At 43.2% G+C, this 3,649-nt stretch carries 5 protein-coding genes and 1 pseudogene; all 6 read right to left on the minus strand.

The window, feature by feature from the left end; all coding sequences use genetic code 11:
* Positions 1-615 (minus strand): trypsin-like serine protease (locus GXZ13_07415; GenBank protein ID NLX75631.1); only part of this gene is annotated, 615 nt, incomplete at its 3' end.
* 310 nt (positions 616-925) lie between these two features.
* Complete coding sequence (locus GXZ13_07420) at positions 926-1,384, minus strand: hypothetical protein (GenBank protein NLX75632.1); 459 nt, start codon at positions 1,382-1,384, stop codon at positions 926-928.
* A gap of 96 nt (positions 1,385-1,480) precedes the next feature.
* Positions 1,481-1,744: an XdhC/CoxF family protein gene (locus tag GXZ13_07425; protein ID NLX75633.1), complete on the minus strand. Its 264-nt coding sequence runs from the start codon at positions 1,742-1,744 to the stop codon at positions 1,481-1,483.
* Positions 1,734-2,528, minus strand: a pseudogene (locus tag GXZ13_07430) (EF2563 family selenium-dependent molybdenum hydroxylase system protein). The gene GXZ13_07425 and the pseudogene GXZ13_07430 overlap by 11 nt, the downstream one beginning before the upstream one ends.
* On the minus strand, positions 2,522-3,253 hold the full coding sequence (gene yqeC / locus GXZ13_07435) for a putative selenium-dependent hydroxylase accessory protein YqeC (protein NLX75634.1): 732 nt from the start codon (positions 3,251-3,253) through the stop codon (positions 2,522-2,524). Before yqeC ends, GXZ13_07430 begins: the two are co-directional and overlap by 7 nt.
* A gap of 98 nt (positions 3,254-3,351) precedes the next feature.
* A partial coding sequence (locus GXZ13_07440) for a GNAT family N-acetyltransferase (protein ID NLX75635.1) occupies positions 3,352-3,649 on the minus strand: 298 nt, incomplete at its 5' end.

The raw sequence follows: 3,649 nt of genomic DNA on the forward strand, positions 1-3,649 counted from the left end.
ACCAATTCCAGAGCTCTTGGCATTTATAATGCCCACTAGATTGCCCTTTGAGTCAAATAGGCCGCCTCCTGAGTTTCCTGAATTCACTGCTGCCGAAGTTTGAAGCAAGGTCATAGTCTGGTTGTCAACTGTTATCTCCCTACTAGTTGCAGAAATAATTCCCTCTGTCACAGTACCACCTAGTTGACCAAGTGGGTTGCCAATAGCAAAAACCTGTTGACCTACCTGGACCTCATCAGAATCTGCAAGGCTTGCACTAACTAGATTATCGGCCTCAATCTTTAGTAGGGCCAGGTCTGTCTTTTCATCATAGGCTAGGAGCTGGGCAGGATACTCACTGCCATCATTTAGCCTAACTGTAAGTTCCTGGGCATCCTCAGCCACATGCCAGTTAGTAACTATATGGCCCTGCTCAGTAATAATAACTCCACTACCAGCGCCCTCAGCTACATAGCCCTGGTTCATAGGCCACTGGCTCATAACTAAAGACTGGGTTTTTATTTCTACTACACTATCTGCCACCTCTTTAATAACCGAGACCAAATCTCCACTGCCGATTTCCTGGCTAAAAGAAAGGGCCTGACTTTCAACTACTCCAACCTCATTAGCTGCCATGGCCTGAGCTCCATGATTGGTTCCTGCAACAAAGGCAATTACCAGGGCCAAAACTTTCATCATAACCAGGCTAATCTTCCTACTATACAGTTTTCTATTATTAAGATTATTATCATCCATAACTTCTACCTCCCTTTAAAACATCTCTATAAATGTCTTTTCTTATCTCTAGTATAAAAGCCGGGCCTTAAGTGTAGCTTAAAAAAAATCTTTTTTTTATCTGCCAGGATGGTTAAAAGAGCTCATTAAAAAAGAAGATAAGTTAGACTTACTCCCATTAAAAAAAGGCCAAAAGGCCTTTAAATTAAATCTACTCTACTAAAGTTTCAATCCTTACAGTTACCTGACCACCACAGACCATTCCAAGCTTGCCCTTGGCTGAAACATCAAATTCCAAGTCTTCTCTTGAGTCAGTGCCCGCGAGCTCCCTAGCCCTATCTATACTAATATTCTCAACATTTCCCCCACCAATGGTTCCAACAACTCCGCCATCCTTTGTTAAAACCAGCATGGAGCCTATCCCTCTAGGAGCCGAGCCTCCCTTGGCAACAATGCTAACAAGGTCCCCAGCCCTGTCTTCCTCAATAGCCCTTATGACATCTGAGCCTGCGTAGGCAATCTGGCCTCCTCCATTTTTTACACTAATTATCTCCCCGAGTATGCTAACTGCAATTTCTGCTGGTGTAACTGCGCTAATATCAAGGCCAATTGGACTATGGACCCTAGCCAAAATACTCTCATCAAAGCCTTCTTTTTTAAGTTCTCCCATTACATAGGCTACTTTATTCTTGCTAGATAGCATGCCAACATATAGAAAGTCTTTTTCTAAAACAGCTTTGAGGTAGGTCTTATCTAGGGCATGGGATCAAGAGGCAATCACAAAATATGACTTCTTATCTTCTTCTAAGCTCTCCACTGACTCTACTGGTTCTCCTAGGATAATCTTAGCCTTGGGAAAGCGCTCACTGTTGGCATAGTCCTCCCTATCTTCTAAGACCGTAACATCAAAATCTAGTGTTTCAGCCATTTGCGCTAGAGAAAGGGCTATATGACCCCCTCCGCAAATAACCAGGCTTGGCTTAAGCTTCTTTAGTTCAGTCGCCAGCAGTTTAGCCTCTTTACTGGTCATCTCTCACCTCTCCTCTTAAAATAGCCTCTAAAACTCCTCCACCTATGGCCCTAGCCTTATCAGAAATGGTATAGCAATGGTCTAGGACTCCTCTAGGATCAATATCTCCACACTTGAAGTTTTCTCCCACCACCATTTCATCCATCAGCATGCCCCTTACTACTCCATCTATCCTGGCTAAAATGGGTTCTTCATCTATATATCCAACTATATCACCCTTTTTAACCATGTCCCCGATAGCTGCATGGGGTCTAAAGTTTCCCGCCTTATGATTTCTTATAACCCTCTCAGTAGTAAAACCTTTAACATCTCCTGGTACGCTGGTGTTTGCAAAGGCCGAGCCTGAGGTGATGACCCTTCCTAAATAGTGGCCTCTTTTAGATTCCACCACGTAATGAACATCTCTACCCGCCTCAAAACCTGGGCCTACCCCAATTACTATAGGGGCATCATTAATTGAGGTAGAAAGGTTTTTCTTAGCAATAATAGCGTCCACTACAACCTGGGGTTTTAACTCTTTAATTATCCTAGCTTCAGGGTCTACTACTACAGCTATCTTATCTTCACTTAGAACCTCTCTAACCTCTTCTAAGCTATGACAGAGCCTGGCCTCAAGGCCCTCAACCTCTGCCTCTCACTTAGCCACTGCCAGAGCAAAGGAGACGGTGTGCCTCACTACAGTTGGATTTTCTATGTCTGTCATAACAACTTCAAAGCCTGACATTTTTAGGCGGTGGGCAATACCTGTTGCCAAGTCACCTGCCCCCTTGATTACTACTAACATATCTTCTCGAACCTCTTATCGTTTAGTGAAGCTAGGATAACAGTTAACTCCACCTGATCTTTTACATAGTTTCTCAGCCTATCTAATTCCTCTATACTAAGTAAATCACTTTGATTAAGGATAACCAGCCTATCTCCTTTTTCAATACCTTTAGAAAGTCCATAAGGGGACTCTATAATTCTAAAGATATCCTTAAAACCCAACATCTTGTTTTCATCAACACCCAATAGTTTAGAGGCTATCCCACTTCTAAAACAAACATCTTTTATTGGTCTTCCTAGGCAGGCCAGCCCCACTAGAATAAGAACCTGCTCAGCTCTATTAGGAAGAACCGGCTCATGCTGGGCAGGGACCTTTATTGGAAGGTGCTTGGCTCCATCTGCTTCAACTAAAACATAGTCTGCTAGGTCCCTATACCTATCCAGCTCGTCTGAGATAAGGTCCTGCAGCTTGCCCTTTTCAATCCCAGAACCTATGGCAAGGCTATCAGCCTCTAAAAAAGCTTTCTCTACCTCTTCACACTTGGGATTTATCAAAAGCCTGTCCACTTGTCCTAGCTTAGGAGGAAATATTTTGGTGGTGGTAGTAACAAGAACCTTCTTGCCCTGGCCAGTTAGCTCCCTGACTAGCCAGTAAATAGTACTGGTCTTGCCTCCTCCCCCCACTAGGGCGGTTATGCCCTCTTTTATTCCAAGAAGCTGGCTAAGGCTCTTGGTATTATTCATAAATACCCCCTACTTTAAAAAGGTCTAGTTAAACTAATAGGTCTTAGTGGCATTTTATAGGACTTTTATCATTTTGACAAACCTAGTCCTTTTTAAGACTAGCTCTCTTCCATGCTAGCATTTTTTCTCAGTACCATACAAAGGGGAAAACAGTCTACCCCCTGCCTATCACAATGGCTACAACCAAAAACTTTTGGACACTTCCCCATATCCAGTCCCTCAAAACCAAATTTTCTAAAAAACTCTGGTACCTGAGCCACTAAATAGAGGTCCTCTTCCCGGGGATAGTTTAGAAGCTCTTTCATAAGTTTTCTTCCCAGACCCTGGCCCTGATAGTCTCTATCCACAGCTATAGCATCAATTATTAGATAGCCTCCTCTTCTAGCTAGACCTGCT

The organism is Synergistaceae bacterium, from assembly GCA_012728235.1.
GTDB lineage: Bacteria > Synergistota > Synergistia > Synergistales > Synergistaceae > JAAYFL01.